This is a genomic window from Tsukamurella sp. 8F (genome assembly GCF_029167375.1).
Classification (GTDB): domain Bacteria; phylum Actinomycetota; class Actinomycetes; order Mycobacteriales; family Mycobacteriaceae; genus Tsukamurella.
Map to the genome: position 1 here is coordinate 183,397 of NZ_JARFTP010000003.1, position 17,066 is coordinate 200,462.

Sequence of the window (17,066 nt, forward strand, 5' to 3'; positions counted from 1 at the left end):
AGGCGCATATGCCGGAGGATTCGATGGAGGGAGTTCGTGTGGGGTCAGGCCGGATCCGGTTGCCGGTGCTCTTCGAGCCGTCCGAGCATCCGCCGCTGCGGCGACCGATCGCCGTCGACGCGGAGACCACGCCGCGACAGCTCGTGCTGCGCACCATGTTCGGGAATCCGCGCCGCACCGTCCCTGCCGCCATCCTGGTCGTCGGGCACCAGGTGGGCGAGGCGCTGGTGCCGGTCGTGATGGGACTCGCGATCGACCGTGGCGTCGGCACCGGGGATCTTGCGGCGACGTTGCGCTGGATCGTGGTGCTCGGCTGCGTCTTCGCCATGCTGTCGCTGAGCTTCCGTTTCGGTTCGCGCATCGGCTTCCTCGGAATGCAGACCATCCAGCACGGTCTCCGCAATCAGGTCACCGACCGTATTCTCGATCCCCGGGGCATGGCGGGTGCCGGGCGCTCACCCGGCGTCGCCCTGAGTATTGCGACCTCCGATGTCACGCGCCTCGCCATCACGGTCGCGGCAGTCGTCTACCCCATCGGTGAGTTGGGTGCGGTGCTCTTCTGCGGCGTCGTCCTGCTGTGGATCTCGTGGCCCCTCGGCGTGGTGGTCCTGCTCGGGGCACCCGCGATCCTGTGGTGCCTGGACCGCGCCGGCGGGCCCCTGCGCCGCCGGAGCGAGCACGAGCAGAAGGCGGCGGGGGAGGCAGCGGGCGCGGCGGCGGATCTCGTCGCGGGCTTCCGGGTGATCAAGGGGATCCACGCCGAGCCCGAGGCCGATCGCCGCTACGCGGTGGCGAGTGAACGGGCGCTGCGTGCCGTGATCACAGCGCGCCGCGCACAGGGCGCGTACCTGGGGGTGATGGACTCGGTCGCAGCGCTTTTCGTTGTGACCGTGGGAATCGCCGCCGGGGTGATGACGGTGACCGGCACGCTCACCGTCGGCCAGCTCATCACGGTGGTGGGTCTGACCCAGTTCGTGATGGGGCCGCTCAGCGCGCTGGGGACGAACTTCGGGCGGATCTGGGTCGCGGGCCTCGCGTCGGCGAAGCGTGTGCTGATGATCCTGCAGGCGCCGTACGCCCGTGAGGCGGGCACCGTCGACGTCGGTCCCACCACGGATGTGCTCGAACTCGACGCAGTCCCGCTGCCTGGCGGCGAGCTGACCGTCACGCTCCCGCGCCGGGGCGTCACCGCAGTGGTGGCGGATGCCGAGACCACCGCCGCGCTGGCGGCGGTCCTCGCCAGGTCGAAGTCGGTCGAATCGGGATCCGTACGCGTCGGCGGACAGGACGTGTTCGAGTTCGACGATGCGACGGCGATCCGAGTGCTGCGCGTCGCGCCGCACTCGGCGGATCTGTTCGAGGGCAGCGTCGCGGAGAACATCGCCGCCGGGATCGGAGAGGCGGCTGACGCCGAGTCACGTGTCACGCGTGCAGCGTTCGCCGCCGCCTGCGACGACGTCGCAGAGGTCCTCCCGCACGGTCTGGACACCGAGGTGGGCGAAGCCGGGCGCCTACTGTCGGGCGGCCAGCGGCAGCGGATCGGGCTGGCGCGCGCGCTCGCCGCAGACTCGGCCGTCCTGGTACTGGTCGACCCGACGAACGCCGTCGACTCGGTCACGGAGACCACGATCGCCGAGCGGCTGCGCGCCGCCCGCGGTGACGCCGCCACGGTCGTATTCACCCATTCGCCCACTCTGATCGCGCATGCCGACGCGGTCCTGACGATCGACGAGGACATGAGCGCGACGCTCGCCGGACAGGCGGTCGCCTCGTGACGACCGCAACCGCCGGGAGTCCGGCCACGCTGCCCGTCGCCGGTGCAGGCGAGGTACTCGCGCACGTACGCGGCCTGATGGCGGGCCGATGGAGACGTCTGCTGGTCGTGGTGGCCTTTCTTGCCGTGGGGGCTGCGCTCGGCCTGGTGGCGCCGTGGGGATTCGGACGCATCGTCGACACGGCGGGCCGTACGGGCGGTACGGCCGGCGACGTCGTACGGCTCGGGGCCGTCATGGCGGTCTCAGCGGTGGTCGGCGCACTGCTGACGGGTGTCGGTGTCGCGCTGTCGGCGCAGCTGTTCGAGGACCTGCTCGCCAAGTTGCGGGAGCAGATGATCGGTGCCGCCCTGCACTCCTCGCAGGCGCGCGTGGAACACGCCGGCACGGGCGATCTCGTGTCCCGGGCCACTGACGACGTCGGCGAGGTGAGCGAAGCCATCGCTCGCGGCGTGCCCGCGGTATCGCGTTCGACGTTCACGATCCTCCTCACCGTGATCGGTCTGGCCGCCCTCGACTGGCGCTTCCTGGTGGTCGTGGTCGTCGTCGTGCCCGTCCACGCCCTCGCGCTGCGGATGTATCTGCGCACCGCCCCGCCCGTCTACCGTGCCGAACGAGCGGCGATGGCGGACCGTGCGCACCACGTGCTGGGCGGAATTCGCGGCCTGGCGAGCGTTCACGCCTTCGGCCTGGAAGCGCGGATCCGCGACCGGATCTCGATCGGGTCCTGGGAGGTGGTGCGCTGGTCGATGCGCGCTCGCATCGTGCAGAACCGCTTCTTCGGGCGGCTCAATCTCGCCGAGTTCCTGGGTATGTCGACGATCCTGGTGGCCGGGCTCCTCCTGGTGCGAGCCGATCTGGTGACGATCGGCGCGACCACCGCGGCAATGCTCTTCTTCCTGCGTCTGTTCGACCCGATCAGCCAGGTCCTGCTGGTGATCGACGACCTCCAGTCGGCCGCGGCATCGCTCGCACGCATCGTCGGCGTGATCGACCTCGACCGGACCGCACCGGCCCGCGGTACCCCGGTGGCCACCGATGCGTCCGCTGCGGCACTCGCAGTTCGCGATCTGCGCTATCGCTACGACCCGGACGCCGGTGACGTGCTGCGCGGAGTCTCTCTCACGGTCGAGCCGGGGGAGACGGTCGCCGTTGTCGGTAGTTCGGGGGCCGGGAAGTCCACGCTCGCAGGGGTGGTCGCCGGCGTGGGCTCGCCGTGTGCGGGCCGGGTGGAGGTCGGCGGCGTCGACCTGGAATCCCTTGCTGGTGCAGACCTGCCGGTGCTGGTCACCCAGGACGTACATGTATTCGCAGGACCACTCGACGAGGACCTTCGGATGGCAGCCCCCGGCGCCGACGATGCCGCTGTGCGCTCCGCGTTGGAGACGGTGGGCGCGTGGGACTGGGTGTCCCGCCTTCCTTCGGGGGTCGAGACCGAGGTGGGTGCAGGCGGCCAGCAGCTGTCCGCGGTGCGTTCCCAGCAGCTGGCGCTAGCACGGCTGGTGTTGAAGGATCCGCCCCTTGTGGTGCTCGACGAGGCTACGGCCGATGCCGACAGTGCCGACGCGGACGTGTTGGAGCGGGCCGCGGAGGCCGCCCTGCACGGGCGTTCGGCCCTGGTCGTGGCGCACCGCCTCAGCCAAGCGGCGCGGGCCGACAGGGTGATCGTGCTGGAACACGGCGACATCGTGGAGGAGGGGACACATGCCGAGCTCGTCGCAGCGGGCGGCCGCTACGCCCAGCTATGGGAGGCGTGGGCAAAGCACCGCGAATAGGCTCGACGGTCGGAGAATGGACGGGGACTCGATGTGAATCATCTCGGACGCCTGCGTGAGATCGTCTCGCCGGCAAGGATTCTTGTAGCGACGTCGGTCGCCCTACAGGTGCTGTCCGGGCTCGCCCAGGTCGGCGGGTACATCGCCGTCATCGCAGCGGTTCGGCACCTCGTGGAGACCGGCAGCCCCGACTGGCGCATGGTAGGAATCGCTGCCGGGGCGTTCCTGCTCGTCCCCGTGCTGCATGGCGGATCCTTCACGGCGAGCTTCGCGGCTTCGCGGCGCGTGGAATACGCGCTGCGGACGAGGCTGGCCGCGCACCTGTCCAGGATCCGTCTGGGTTGGTTCACCGACTCCGTGTCGATCGCCAGGCTGCGTAAGGGAATCGGGCCGGACATCGGCGGGATGAGTGACGCTGTCGGCGAGGCGATCCCGCTGCTCGCCAGGTCGGTTGCAGTCACCGTGGCGGCGCTCGTCTACCTGTTCACGGTCTCACCCGTCCTGGCAGCGGTGGTGGCCGTGCCGGTGGTGATGGCGTCCTATCTGGAGGTGCATCGGCTCGGCGGCCGCACCGACGCAGACGCACGGTTCGACGCCGCCGCCCGGGTGCTCACCGCGCGCACCGCTGAGCTCAGTCAGGGCATCTCGGTCGCGAAGATATTCGGATCCGGACGTCGCACGGAGAGCAGATTCCTCAACGCGGCAGACGATTACGCGCAGGCCTACATCGACCGGGAGGCGGACCAGCAGCGCAGGAGCCTCATGAGCGCCGTCCTCGCGTCGTGGACGTCGGTGCTCGGAATCGTCGTCGTCGCCGGGACGCTGTCGGTGGCTGCGGATCTCGCGGACCCCGTCGACGTCGTCGCCTTCCTGTTGCTGTCGTGGATCGTCTCTCGCAGCGTGTGGACGGTGCCGACCTTCTTCATGACCATGCGCCGGGTATCTCTGGTGCTGACGGGCATCGACACGCTGTTCGCCGAGCCGGTGCTCGCGGTGCCTGATCGGCCGGAGGGCGCGGTAGTCGCCCCCGTAACAGTCTGTTTCGACGATGTCACCTTCGGCTACGGCAGCGATCCCGTGCTGCACGGGGTGACTTTGCGCCTGCGTCCCGGGACGACGACGGCCGTCCTCGGCGCGTCCGGATCGGGCAAGTCCACACTTGCCCGGCTGATCCCGAGGTTCTGGGACCCGGACGGAGGCGCGATCTCACTGAACGGTACCGATATCCGCGACCTCGCTCCCAGCGATCTGTACCGCGCCGTCGCCTTCGTCTTCCAGGACGTGCAGTTGCTCCGGAAGTCCCTCGCGGACAACATCCGACTGGCCCGCCCCGAAGCGTCTCTCGCAGAGGTCGAGGCCGCGGCCCGTGCGGCGCGGATACATGACCGCATCGTCGACCTTCCGCGCGGATACGACTCCGTCTACGGCGAAGACGCGCACCTGTCCGGCGGTGAGGCGCAGCGGGTCTCGATAGCACGCGCGATCCTCGCGGATGCGCCCGTGCTCGTGCTCGACGAGGCCACATCGGCGGCGGACCCGGAGTCCGAGATCCTCGTTCAGGAGGCACTCGCGCGGCTCTCGCAGGGACGCACAGTCCTCACCATCGCGCACAAGCTCGCCACCGTCGCCGCTGCGGACTCCATCGTCGTACTCGACCGCGGCCGTGTCGCCGAGACCGGGACGCACGACGAGCTCCGCGCAGCCGGTGGGAGGTACGCGAGTATGTGGGCCGCGGACCGGGCGGGGGTGGTCTGATGTTCGGCGCCCTCCTCCTCGTGATCGGGCTCGACGGAGTGCGGCGGCTGCGGCGTACGCTCGCGGTCGTCGCGCTCGCGGCGCTCCTCGAGGCCGCTTGTTTCGTCCTATTGCTGCCGCTGCTGAACGACCTTTTCGCGCACCGCTTCCCTCGGGCCTTCGTCTGGGCGGGCCTGTTCGCTGTGGGAGGTGCGCTCGCCCTGGCGGCGGAGCACTACTCGATGTACAGACAGCGTCGGCAGACCACCGCGATCGTGGCGACGCTGCACCACCGGGTCGGCGATCACGTTCTCACCCTGCCGCTCGGCTGGTTCACCCAGTCGCAACAGGACGGTCTGCACCGCCTGCTGACCGAGGCCACGTCCTCCCTCGCCGTCATCCTCAACGGGATCATCGCGATCAACACGCGCGCAGTCGCCCTGGGCGGCGCGATGTGGATCGTGATCACGGCGGTCGACCCGCTGACCGGCGCAGTGACCGGGGCGGCCCTGCTTGTGCTCGCGGTGCTGTACCGGCTCGCCGCGCGCATCCTACGATCCAGCACTCGGTCGACTACGGCCGCAGCGCAGGCGATCTCGTCCGAGGTGATGGAGTACGCGCAGAAGCAGGCCGTACTGCGTGCGCACGGCAGGCTCGACGATGCCGGTACCGACCTGCATGCCGCGCTCGCCCGGGCACGCGCGACTGCCGCGCAGTACTTCCGCGGTGCCATCACGGGCGTCACCGCGTTCTCGTTCGGCAGCGCCCTGCTCTTCGGCGCGACCCTTGCGACCGCACTGTGGCGCGCGGGCGGGATCGGCACGGCCGGCGCTGTCGCCCTCGTGGTGTATGCCGCGCTCGTCGTCGACGCCGTCGCCGCGCTGGGGCGGACGGGCAGCGTGATCTGGGCTGCGGAGCGGACCCTACGGGATATCGGAGAGATCCTGTCGTCCGAGCCGCTTCCGGAGCCGGATGCCTCTGCACCGGTGATGGATTCGTCTGTGGAGTTCCGGGATGTGGTGTTCGGCTACGGAGGCCGTCCGATCGTGGACGGCGTCTCGATGCGTGTGCCCAGCGGCGGCGTGTGCGCGATCGTGGGTCCGTCCGGCGCCGGCAAGACCACCCTCGTCCGGCTGGCCGCGCGGTTCTGGGACGTCGATGCAGGGGCCGTGCGAATCGGCGGCGCGGACGTCCGGGACCTGCGGGCCGACGATCTCGCCGCGCAGTTCGCCGTCGTCTTCCAGGACGTGTACCTGTTCGACGACACGATCCGCGCGAACGTCGCGATGGCCCGCCCGGATGCCACGGACGCCGACCTCGACCGTGCGGCACGGTCGTCACGTCTCGACGAGGTGATCGCTCGCCTTCCGGACGGTTGGGAGACCCGCGTCGGGGATCGGGGCGCCGCGTTGTCCGGCGGTGAACGGCAACGGGTCTCGATCGCCCGGGCATTGCTCAAGGATGCCCCGATCGTCCTCCTCGACGAGGCCACGTCCGCGCTCGACGCCGAGAACGAGCGCGCGGTGCGTGCCGGTCTAGCGGAACTCGGTGCCGGGCGCACGCGACTCGTGGTCGCCCATAGATTGCAGACGGTACGGGATGCGGACCAGATCGTCTTCCTCGAGAACGGCAGCGCGAGCGAAACGGGCACACACGACGAGTTGGTGGCGCATGGCGGCCGCTACGCGCGGTTCTGGCGCGATCACGGCGAGGCGGGCGTGTGAAGGGGGCCGACCGCCAACGGTGGAGCTGGACCAGGCCTGAGCAACCGATTCCGTAGGCGTCGGAAGGTCTGGGAGAGGGTACGGATGTCGAAGTGGAAATGGAGTTCGTCCCGGTTCTCGACGCCGATGTGTCGACGAGCCTCCCGCAGATTCGATCCGGGTGGCCTGCACCGCCCTATGCCCATCGGGCGGTGCGGGCTACCCGAACGGAATTCCGTGCCCCGAGTCCCTCCAACGTGTCTGCGGAGACTGATGACGAGATGAGCGTGTACGCCATTCCGTTGGACGGCTCCTAATTATCGGCCGATTCGTCTCCAAAGGGTTGCGAGGGTGACCTAATTTAGGTTAGGCTCGCTTGTGCATCTCGCTGGTTTGAACGGTCGATCGGGGGTTGTCGGGGCGGACGCTCAGGTCGAAAAGATACCGGCTGCGCTCCACGCAGCGCGATGTCCAGGTAGCGATGTCCAGATATCGAAGGTGGAAAGTTCGTATGAGTGACGATACCGGTTCGGCAATCGACGCATTGGACGCGGCGGAGTTTCCGCTGACCAGGGAGTCTGTTGTCGCCGACATCGCGGAAGTGCTGGGGGTGGAGCGCCAGGCGGTGACCGGCGGAACGGACTTGATCGATCATGGGTTGGATTCGATCCGAACTATGTACTTGGTCGAGAAATGGCAGGCACTGGGGGTGGATATCCAGTTCTTCGATCTCGTTGACGACTCGACCGTCGATGGCTGGTGGCGGGCACTTGAAGCGAAGATGAAAGATGGAGGCGGCGAGTCATGAACGGCGATTCAGCAGTGCGTGAAGAGGTGGATCTGGTTGTAGTGGGCGGCGGCCCCGCGGGATCGACCATAGCGTCTCTGGTGGCGATGCAGGGGCATCGGGTGATACTCCTGGAGAAGGAGAACTTCCCGCGTTATCAGATCGGCGAGTCGCTGCTGCCGGGTACGATTCACGGCATCTGCAAACTGCTCGGAGTGACCGAGGAACTTGCTCAGCAGTCGTTCCCCGTCAAACGCGGAGGAGTGTTCAAGTGGGGGGTCAATCCGACCCCCTGGAAATTCAACTTCGCGCTTTCGCCGAACTTTCCGGCACCCACGTCGACCGCGTACCAGGTGGAGCGGATGAAGTTCGACGATATCCTTCTGCGTAACGCTCGCAGGCTGGGAGTCGACGCCCGTGAAGGCGCAACCGTGATCGACATCGTCGAGGATGGTGACCGGGTCCACGGAGTTCGTTATGTCGATGAGTCCGGTGTCGAGCGGGTGATCGAGTCGAAGTTCGTAGCCGATGCGTCGGGCAATACAAGTCGTATCCACGGGAAGATCGGCGGTGAACGCCATTACTCGGACTTCTTCAAGAATATCGCGACATTCGGCTATTTCGAGAACGGAAAGCGCCTTCCCGAGCCGTACAGCGGAAACATCCTCTGCGCGGCGTTCGATGAGGGATGGTGCTGGTACATTCCGCTGAGCGACACACTGACCAGCGTGGGTGCTGTGATCGGCAGGGAGCATGCGGCGCAATTGCGTGGCGACTCCGAGACGGCGCTGATGGGTCTGCTCGACCGATGCGATATCGTCAAGGACTTCCTGAGCGATGCGACGAGGGTCACCGACGGTGTCTACGGTGAGATTCGGACGCGGAAAGACTACTCGTACAGCCAGAGCGAGTTCTGGCGCCCGGGGATGTTCCTGGTCGGCGACGCGGCATGCTTCATCGACCCGGTCTTCTCCACGGGAGTGCATCTGGCGACCTACAGTGCCCTGCTCGCCGCACGCTCGGTGAACAGCGTCTTGTCGGGAGACCTGTCCGAGCAGGTGGCCTTCACCGAGTTCGACCGGCGCTACCGTCGGGAGTACCGGACGTTCTACGAGTTCCTCGCAAGTTTCTACGACATGCAGGTGGATGAGAACTCGTACTTCTGGCAGGCGCGCAAGGTGACGAATATGAAGGCCACCGACGTCGAGGCGTTCACGACTCTGGTGGCTGGCGGCCATTCGGGGGAGGCCGCTCTCACCGATGCGGAGGGCATCGTCGCCGAGTTCGAGTCCTCGACAGAGCTTCTCAACGGAGCCGTGAACGACACCTGGGAGATGCAGTCGAGCGGGAACGAGGGCATGGGCCGGCTGTTCGATCCTCCCGTGGTGCGTGGCCTCATGGACGGGTCGAATCAGATGCTGACGAAGGACTCTCTCGGGGGCCGGGTGCCGGAGGTCCCGCTATTCGAAGACGGGCTCGTACCGTCGGCCGACTCATTGCGTTGGGTCGTGCCGGTACCGGACGCACCGGCGGCGGGAGTTCGATGATCGGGGACCTCGATGGTCCTAGGGCGGAGATTGCGATCGTGGGCGTCGGCCCACATGGGCTGAGCGTACTGGAAAGGCTCGTCGCAAACGCGAAGGACGTCCTCGAATCCCAAGAACTCTGCATTCATCTGATAGACCCTTACCCAGTGGGCGGCGGGCGGCTGTGGCAACTGGATCAGCCGAGCGAACTGTTGATGAACTCGCTTCCCGAGCAGGTCACCATGTATCTGGATGAAACAGTTCGGTGCAACGGTCCGATCGTGGAGGGGCCGTCGCTCCTGGACTGGGTCAACGACGGGTCACCGATCGACCCACGGGTACGGGGTGCAGACACCATCCAGCAGGGCCGCTTCGTGACGAGGCAGGCGAACGGCGGATACCTGAGCGTTGTCCGCGATCGGCTGCTCGATTCGTTGCCGGACAGCGTCTTCGTTCGCACCCACCCGCACGCGGCCATTGCTCTTCAGGAATCTACAGATGGGCTGCAGAGGATCACGCTCGCGGACGGTTCACGGGTCGACGTGCATACGGTTGTGCTCACCCTGGGGTGCCTCGATGCCGTACCGAACGGTAGAGAAATGGGTCTGTTGCGCGCCGCCGAACAGTCGGGACTGCGCTACACGCCTCCCCAGAACTCGGCAGCGCTCGATCTGTCGTCGATCGGCGCCGGTGACGAAGTCTTGGTCAGGGGGATGGGGCTGTCTTTCGTCGATTTGATCGCGCTTCTCTTCGAGGGCAGGGGCGGCCGCTTCCGCAGTGCGGAGGGCCGCCTGGTGTACGAGCCACACGGCGCCGAGCCGCACGTCTTCGTGGGTTCTCGCAGGGGCGTTCCACACCACGCGAAACCTATCCAACGGCTTCGTGCGGATCCGCCGCCACTGCCTAAGTTCTTTACTCAGAAGACGCTGGCGCGTCTCATGCGCGAGCATGACCGCGTGAACATTCATGAGCACGTCAGGCCCTTGATCGCGAAGGAGTTCGGCTGGGCCTACTACCACGAGCTGTTCAACGCCTATCCGGATCGCGTGCGATGCAGTTGGTCGGAGTTCGCCGAACGGTACACCCAAGCGGATCGGGGCGAGATCGACGCGCTGGTCGCCGAGATGGTCGCCGACGACGATGTCTTCGATATGGATCTCGGTGATCGCCCGCTGGATGGTGAAGAGTTCTCGACGGCCGACGATTTGCAGACATTCGTGAGAGGCCTCGTGCTTCGTGATGCGCGACGGCGTACCGAGCCCGAGTACAGTGCGGAGTCGGCCATGGAGATGGCCGACTACTCGATATTCAACAATATGGGTTTTCTGTGGCACTCCGGTCGACTCGACGCGGAGTCCTATACCGATGGACTGGACTGGTGGCGCGGTATACACAACTACTTCTCGGTCGGCGCGCCGGCGCATCGAATGGAACAGCTCGTCGCTCTTTCAGAAGCCGGCTTCGTCACGTTCATCGGGGCCGATATGTGGGTGGAAGTAGATCGGGAGGAGGGAGTGTTCCGGGCGGGCGGTTCATCGGTTCCCGACCAGGTCACGGCGCGTACGTTGATCGAAGCGAGGCTCCCCGAGCCCGATCTCGACAGGGTGCGGGACCCGATGCTCCGCGACCTCCTGCAGCGGGGCGAGATCAGTGTGGAAACGCTGGATGTGGGTACCGGTGCTCCCGTCAGTACGGGCCTGTTGCGGGTGACACCGACCGAGTGCCGGGTTGTGGACGGCGAGGGGCGCCCGCATCGCGCGCGATTCGCGATGGGCGGTTTCACTACGCTGCGTGTGACCGCCGCTTTCCATCGGCCGGGGACGGGATCTGCGGGATTCCGCCGCAGCGATATGGTGGCGCGAGCGGCACTCTGCGGTGCGCGCGATATCGCTCAGGCCGAGCGAACCGCCTGAAACACTTCCGCGAACCGTCCGGGCATCTCGTGCCGCGCGGCCGCCTGACGCATCTGGAACCGCGCGACGGCGTCGACCTCGCGCGAGTCGTCGAATTGCGAGGAGTGTGCCGCCAGGGCTCGAAGCTTGATATCGACGAAGTCCGTGACATCCATCGCCGTGTTCTCGGCGGTCGCCGGTGGTGTCATCATCCACAGCTCGGGCACCGTCCAGGGTTCGAGCCCCTGGGCCCGGAGTTCGGGGTGGGCCCGGGAACTCCGAGAGTCCGGATACACGGCGGCCGCGGCCGCCGTGCCGACGGCGAGATGGTCGGGGTGGCAAGCCGCGATGTGTGACCAGTCGGGCGTCGGGCAGTGCGTGAGTACCCGATGTGGTCTCACCTGGCGGATCACCCGCGAGATATCTCGGCGCAGAATGAGGTCGGCGACGACCATGCCGTCCGGGTGGTCGAGGAACCGGACGTCGTCGATTCCGAGGAGCGCCGCGGCGTCGAGTTGCTCGCGGCGACGGATGGCCGCGAGCTCGGGCCCGTCGAGTGCTCCCTCGCCGGCCTCACCGGACGTGCATATGCACAGCACTACCTCTGCGCCGGTGGCTCGCCACATCGCAAGCGTGCCCCCTGCGCCGAACTCGGCGTCGTCCGGATGCGCCGTGACCACCAACACCGTGCCATGCGGGGCCTTCGGGGCGGTGCGGCTCACGTAGCCTCCTCGTCTCGTGCGACGTGCCATCGCTCGTCGGCTGTTCTTAGGCTTACCTTATGGGTAAGGTGAACGCGAGCGTGCTGCGAGGTGGTCCTACGGCTGCCTCGTACAACCGGTCCTGCGTGGGGGCGTGGCCGTCCTCAGTCAGTTGATCGCCGGTTCCGGTAGGCCGAGCGCAGCAGAATCGTTAGGAAGGGGTCCACCCAGGATGCCGAAGACATCGCGTCAGCTCACCGTTCATCCGCTGACCCTCCGCGAGGTCGAGGTCGTCCGTACTACCGACGTCAGCCCTGGCATGCGGCGGGTCACTCTCGGCGGAGTGGAGCTGGGGGCGTTCACGTCGGCGAACGGACATCCGCAGCCGCCGTTCACCTCGCCGGCGTTCGATGACGATATCCGACTGCTGTTCCCCTACCCCGGGGCCTCGGAGGCGGTCCTGCCGGTTCAGAACGGCGCGGGATTGACGTTCCCGAGGGAGCCGCGGCCCCTGGCCAAGGTGTACACCGTCCGCAGATGGGATGCGGAGTCCGGCGAGTTGGACGTCGATTTCGTTCGTCACGGCGTGGGGGTCGCGACCACGTGGGCCTACAGGGCTGAGCCGGGAGACCGGATCCATCTGTTCGGTCCCGGTGTGTCCCGGTCGATGCCGACCGGTGCGGACTGGCTTCTCGTGGCCGGCGACGACACTGCGCTGCCGGCCATCGCACGCATGCTCGAGGAGCTACCCGGCGGTCAGCGCGCCCAGGTCTTCATCGAGATCGCCGAGGACGCCCACCGGCAGGAGCTCAGCCGACCCGACGGTGTGGAGATCACGTGGCTGCCCCGAGGGGGAGCTGAGCCGGGGACGACGAACCTGCTCCTGGACGCGGTGAAGAACGCCGAGTGGTGGGAGGGGCGACCGTTCGCCTGGGTGGCCGGGGAGCAGGCGGCCGTACGGGACATCCGCCGTCACCTGGTCGAGGACCGCGACGTCCCGAAGGTCGACATCGAGTTCACAGGCTATTGGCGTCGCGCCGAGGTGGTCGCACTCGCCGACGATGGAGCGATTCCCGATCCCGAACGCAACACGCCCGCCCACGAGCGCTTCCATGATCTCGTCGAGCTGTATCCGCCGATCGCTATCCGGGTAGCGGTGGGGCTCGGTATAGGGGACCTGATCTCGCGCGGGGTCACGACCGTTCCGGATCTGGCGAGTCGTACCGGCAGCGACCAGCGCGCGCTCGGAAAGCTGTTGCGCTACCTGCACGCGCTCGACGTGCTCGCGGAATCGGGGCCCGGCCGATACAAGCTGACCGAGGTCGGCGAGTTCATGACCAACGAGTTCTGGATCGACACGTTGCATCCCGATGGGATGAGCGGTCGGCAGCATGCAGGCATATACGGCCTCGCCGAGTCGATCCGTACCGGTGGTCCCTCCTACAGGACGGTCACGGGCCACGACTTCGCTACGCTGCGCACGGAGAAGTGGTACGAGGACAAGTACCTCGAGCGAGTCGCCGGCTTCTTCGCCTTCATTGCGGAGCCGCTGGCCAAGGCGCCAGCGCTGAACGGAGTCGAGCACCTCGTAGTCCACTCCGGTGGCGCCGGTGTCGTGGCCCGCGAAGCCACTGCCGTCCACCCGGACCTGCGAGTCACGATCTGCGCGTTGCCCGCCCAGGCCGACTGGTTGCGCCGGGACCTGGCGGAGACGATCCCGGACGAAGCGCAGCGCGGGCGGGTCGATGTCGTCGAGCAATCGGTCTTCGAGCCGTCGCCGGAGGCCGACGCGGTGCTCTTCGCCAGTCCTCGCGCGCCGCTGCCCGATTCGGACGCCGTCGACGCCCTGCGCCGTGCGATGGATGGCGTGCGGCCGAACGGACGGATCCTGCTCGTCGAGAACACCTTCGACCCGGATGAGCTGGACGAGCACGACTGTGAGGCAGACCTTCTCGCCTTGACTCGTGACGGCACCGGTGTCCGTACCGTCGCCGAGCTCGACTCCGTCATCGAACTGGCCGGACTGCGTGTCGACCGGACGAGCCCGCTCGGCAGGGCAGCGACCCTTCGGGAACTGGTGCCTGCCGAGGCCACTACCGCGACGCGATGAGCCGCGACGCGACCACGTCGGTGACGGCTCCCGACGAAGCTCCAGCGTCCGAACGCGCGGCACCGCCGTCCCGCAGGGGGCCAAGGGCTCTCGGGCTGATCGTCGCCGTCTGCTCCCTCCTGGTCCTCGTGGTGCTGAGCCTCGCGGTCGGATCGAAGGCGATCCCCGTCTCGGTGGTCTGGGACGCGCTGTTCCATTCGCCCACCGGTGCGGACCAGTTCTCCGTTCGCGACTATCGGCTGCCCCGCACCGTGGTCGGGTTGATCGTCGGGATCTCACTGGGTGTGGCTGGTGCCCTGATCCAGGCCCTGACGCGAAACCCGTTGGCCGAGCCCGGAATCCTGGGCGTCAACGCCGGCGCGGCATTCGCCGTGGCGCTGGCCGTCGGCGTCATCGGAATCCAGGACCCGGCGAGCTACATGTGGTTCGCCTTCGCCGGCGCACTCGTGGTCACGGTGATGGTGCTGTTGCTCGGTGGCACGCGGCACGGTCGTGAATCGTCCGGCCTGATGGTGCTCGCGGGCGTCGCGCTGGGAGCCGTGCTGGGTGGGGCGACGTCGGGCTTGACGCTGATCGATCCCGAGGCGTTCGACCAGATGCGTCAATGGCATGCAGGATCGATCGTCGGTCGGCCACTCGACGTGGTCTGGCCGATCCTTCCCTTCTTCGCGGGGGGATTGCTCCTGGCACTGGCGGCGGCGCCATCGCTCAACGCGATGGCGCTCGGTGACGATCTCGCGGTGGCGCAGGGCGCCCGCGTGAACCGGACGAGGATCATGGTGGTTGCGGCGATCACCTTCTTGGCGGGCGGTGCCACGGCCCTCGCCGGCCCGATCGGATTCGTGGGGCTCATGGTGCCGCATGTCGCACGGTGGATCGTCGGCCCGGATCAACGATGGATCATCGCCTACAGCGTATTGCTTGCACCGAGTCTCCTTCTCGCATCGGATATCGCGGGCCGGGTCATCATGATTCCCAGCGAGATACCGGTGGGAGTCGTGACCGCCTTCATCGGAGCGCCCATCTTGATCGTGCTCGTTCGACGGGTGAAGGTCAGCGGCCTATGACGATGGAGGCCGAGTCCGGGAAGTCACCGGAACGAGTGCATTTCGGTGTTCGAACACGGATCGTGAGGACCGCGCACCTCTCGCGCAGCGTCGAGATGCGCAGCGTCGTGGTCTGCACGGCGTTGATCGTGTCGGCCATCGCCGTCTCGCTCCTCGCCCTTGCGTCCGGTTCCTATCACCTCAGCATCGAGCAGGTGGTCTCCGCGTTGTTCGGAGGCGAAAGCCGTCAGGTGCGCGAGATCGTGGTGGAATGGCGCCTACCGAGGGTGGCGGCCGGCCTGATCTTCGGGGCGGCGCTCGGAGTGAGCGGTGCGATGTTCCAGTCGCTCACTCGTAACCCGTTGGCGAGTCCCGACGTGATCGGCTTCTCCACCGGCTCCTACACCGGAGCCCTCGTCGTGATGTTGGTGACCGGCGGCGGCTACCTCGGCGTCGCCGGTGGCGCCTTGGGGGGCGGAATCGTGACCGCGGTCCTCGTATACGTTTTGGCGTATCGACGCGGTGTCCAGGGATTCCGGCTGATCATCGTGGGCATCGCTGTGTCGGCCATGCTCGCCTCCCTGAACACGTGGATGATCCTGCGCGCTGATCTGGACACCGCGATGGGCGCCGCGGCGTGGGGAATCGGCTCCCTCAACGGTGTCCGTTGGGACCAGGTGCTCGGGGGTGGGGTGGTCATCGGGGCGCTCTTCGCGGTAGGGGCATCGGTGAGCAGACCGCTGGGCGAGCTCGAGCTCGGCGACGATGTCGCCGCGGCCCACGGCGTGCGCGTCGGCACATCGAGGCTCGTTGTTGTGGTGGTGGGCGTCGCTCTCACCGCCACCGTGACCGCTGCGTCCGGTCCGATCGCCTTCGTTGCGCTGGCGGCCCCGCAGATCGCCAGGAGATGTGCCCGTACAGCGCGGATCACGCTCATGCCGGCGGCGTGTACCGGGGCCCTGCTGCTGGCGGTCGCCGACTATGCGGCCCAGCATGTTGCATCGACGCCACTGCCGGTGGGGGTGATCACCGTCGTGATCGGTGGTACGTACCTCGGCTGGCTGCTGTTCCGCGAAGCCCGACAGAGAGTGTGAGCCACGTGTCGCTGTGGTCGGCGTGGAGCCGTTGCTGTGATCGATCGGAGGAGCCTGGATGACCGTAGACGAGATGGGGCCGGACGAGAATCGTTCGAGCGGCGCGGCGTTGCGGCGAGGGCGCGGATCCCGGCTCGCGATAGACGACGTGACGATCGGCTACGACGCTCGGATCATCTCGGAGCACCTGACGCTCGAGATACCGGACAACTCCTTCACTGTGATCGTGGGCCCGAACGCGTGTGGGAAGTCGACGCTGCTGCGTGCCTGCGCACGGGTTCTGAAACCCCAACGGGGGCAAGTTATCCTGGACGGCCGGGAGATCGCGCATTACAAGGCGAAAGATGTCGCCCAGCGCCTCGGCCTGCTTCCCCAGACTGCGCTGGCCCCGGATGGGATCCGGGTCGCCGCGCTCGTGGCGCGGGGCCGCTATCCCCACCAGGGCTTCCTGCAACAGTGGCGGGATGACGACGAGAAGGCGGTGACCAGGGCTCTGGCAGCAACCCGAGTGACGGATCTGTCGGGTCGCCTCGTCGATGAACTGTCCGGAGGGCAGCGGCAGCGGGTCTGGCTCTCGATGCTGCTGGCACAGGAGACCCCGCTCATGTTGCTCGACGAGCCGACCACCTTCCTCGATATCGCGCATCAGCACGAATTGCTCGAGCTCCTCGACGGGTTCAACCGTGGTGGCAAGACCGTCGTCGCGGTGCTGCACGACCTCAATCAGGCGGCACGATACGCCTCATACCTGGTGGTCATGAAGGACGGCCGCATCGTCACTACGGGAGCGCCCGCCGACATCCTCACCGAGCAACTCGTGGAGGAGGTCTTCGGGCTGCGATGCCTGGTCGCGCCAGACCCCGTTACCGGGACGCCGGCGGTATTTCCGCTCCGGAAGGAGCGTCGATGAGGTCGAGTTCGCGGCG

At 67.3% G+C, this 17,066-nt stretch carries 12 protein-coding genes; 11 read left to right on the top strand and 1 reads right to left on the bottom strand.

Annotated elements, in window-relative coordinates; all coding sequences use genetic code 11:
* The first annotated feature begins 38 nt into the window (after positions 1-38).
* The 7 genes from P0W64_RS03675 (at position 39) to P0W64_RS03705 (ending at position 11,210) form a co-directional block, all read left to right on the top strand.
* A complete protein-coding gene (locus P0W64_RS03675) occupies positions 39-1,775 on the top strand; it encodes an ABC transporter ATP-binding protein (RefSeq protein WP_275478707.1) in 1,737 nt (578 codons plus the stop codon).
* Positions 1,772-3,547 (top strand): ABC transporter ATP-binding protein, encoded by a 1,776-nt coding sequence (locus tag P0W64_RS03680; RefSeq protein WP_275478708.1) that lies wholly within the window; start codon positions 1,772-1,774, stop codon positions 3,545-3,547. Before P0W64_RS03675 ends, P0W64_RS03680 begins: the two co-directional genes overlap by 4 nt.
* 33 nt (positions 3,548-3,580) lie before the next feature.
* A complete protein-coding gene (locus P0W64_RS03685; RefSeq protein WP_275478709.1) occupies positions 3,581-5,302 on the top strand; it encodes an ABC transporter ATP-binding protein in 1,722 nt (573 codons plus the stop codon).
* Entirely contained in the window at positions 5,302-7,005 is a 1,704-nt protein-coding gene (locus P0W64_RS03690) for an ABC transporter ATP-binding protein (RefSeq protein ID WP_275478710.1), read from the top strand. Before P0W64_RS03685 ends, P0W64_RS03690 begins: the two co-directional genes overlap by 1 nt.
* A 490-nt stretch (positions 7,006-7,495) precedes the next feature.
* Entirely contained in the window at positions 7,496-7,792 is a 297-nt protein-coding gene (locus tag P0W64_RS03695) for a phosphopantetheine-binding protein (protein ID WP_275478711.1), read from the top strand.
* Positions 7,789-9,318 carry a tryptophan 7-halogenase gene (locus P0W64_RS03700; protein ID WP_275478712.1) on the top strand — a complete coding sequence of 510 codons (1,530 nt, stop codon included), beginning with the start codon at positions 7,789-7,791 and terminating at the stop codon, positions 9,316-9,318. The genes P0W64_RS03695 and P0W64_RS03700 overlap by 4 nt, the downstream gene beginning before the upstream one ends.
* Positions 9,319-9,356: 38 nt before the next feature.
* Positions 9,357-11,210 (top strand): FAD/NAD(P)-binding protein, encoded by a 1,854-nt coding sequence (locus P0W64_RS03705; protein ID WP_275478713.1) that lies wholly within the window; start codon positions 9,357-9,359, stop codon positions 11,208-11,210.
* On the opposite strand, the gene P0W64_RS03710 is transcribed toward P0W64_RS03705, so the two are convergent.
* The gene (locus tag P0W64_RS03710; protein ID WP_275478714.1) at positions 11,189-11,911 is read right to left on the bottom strand and encodes a PIG-L deacetylase family protein; all 723 of its coding nucleotides are present in this window, start codon (positions 11,909-11,911) and stop codon (positions 11,189-11,191) included. The two genes, P0W64_RS03705 and P0W64_RS03710, sit on opposite strands and share 22 nt — an antisense overlap.
* Before the next feature lie 211 nt (positions 11,912-12,122).
* Here P0W64_RS03710 and P0W64_RS03715 point away from each other — a divergent pair, with 211 nt between their 5' ends.
* The 4 genes from P0W64_RS03715 to P0W64_RS03730 all read left to right on the top strand — a co-directional run bounded on the left by P0W64_RS03715 (position 12,123) and on the right by P0W64_RS03730 (position 17,050).
* Complete coding sequence (locus P0W64_RS03715; protein WP_275478715.1) at positions 12,123-14,000, top strand: siderophore-interacting protein; 1,878 nt, start codon at positions 12,123-12,125, stop codon at positions 13,998-14,000.
* A complete protein-coding gene (locus P0W64_RS03720; protein ID WP_275478716.1) occupies positions 13,997-15,067 on the top strand; it encodes an iron chelate uptake ABC transporter family permease subunit in 1,071 nt (356 codons plus the stop codon). Before P0W64_RS03715 ends, P0W64_RS03720 begins: the two co-directional genes overlap by 4 nt.
* Positions 15,068-15,129: 62 nt before the next feature.
* Positions 15,130-16,140 carry an iron chelate uptake ABC transporter family permease subunit gene (locus P0W64_RS03725; protein ID WP_275478717.1) on the top strand — a complete coding sequence of 337 codons (1,011 nt, stop codon included), beginning with the start codon at positions 15,130-15,132 and terminating at the stop codon, positions 16,138-16,140.
* 73 nt (positions 16,141-16,213) lie between these two features.
* Positions 16,214-17,050 carry an ABC transporter ATP-binding protein gene (locus tag P0W64_RS03730; protein ID WP_275478749.1) on the top strand — a complete coding sequence of 279 codons (837 nt, stop codon included), beginning with the start codon at positions 16,214-16,216 and terminating at the stop codon, positions 17,048-17,050.
* Positions 17,051-17,066: the final 16 nt, after the last annotated feature.